Raw genomic sequence first — 543 nt, 5'->3', positions numbered from 1 at the left:
CTTGGTGCCTTCGGGAACTCTGAGACAGGTGCTGCATGGCTGTCGTCAGCTCGTGTTGTGAAATGTTGGGTTAAGTCCCGCAACGAGCGCAACCCTTATCCTTTGTTGCCAGCGGTTAGGCCGGGAACTCAAAGGAGACTGCCAGTGATAAACTGGAGGAAGGTGGGGATGACGTCAAGTCATCATGGCCCTTACGAGTAGGGCTACACACGTGCTACAATGGCGCATACAAAGAGAAGCGACCTCGCGAGAGCAAGCGGACCTCATAAAGTGCGTCGTAGTCCGGATTGGAGTCTGCAACTCGACTCCATGAAGTCGGAATCGCTAGTAATCGTAGATCAGAATGCTACGGTGAATACGTTCCCGGGCCTTGTACACACCGCCCGTCACACCATGGGAGTGGGTTGCAAAAGAAGTAGGTAGCTTAACCTTCGGGAGGGCGCTTACCACTTTGTGATTCATGACTGGGGTGAAGTCGTAACAAGGTAACCGTAGGGGAACCTGCGGTTGGATCACCTCCTTACCTTAAAGAACCTGCCTTTG

General features: G+C 53.0%; 1 rRNA gene. It reads left to right on the top strand.

Going from position 1 to position 543, the window contains the following annotated elements:
- Positions 1 to 523: ribosomal RNA gene (locus tag ACOKCT_RS22965) — 16S ribosomal RNA — on the top strand; the annotation flags it as partial.
- Positions 524 to 543: the final 20 nt, after the last annotated feature.

This window comes from Leclercia sp. M-A074-M (genome assembly GCF_965195605.1).
In the GTDB taxonomy this organism is placed as follows: domain Bacteria; phylum Pseudomonadota; class Gammaproteobacteria; order Enterobacterales; family Enterobacteriaceae; genus Enterobacter.
Note: the sequence above shows the minus strand (reverse complement) of the source record. Positions and strands in the feature narration are given on the sequence as shown.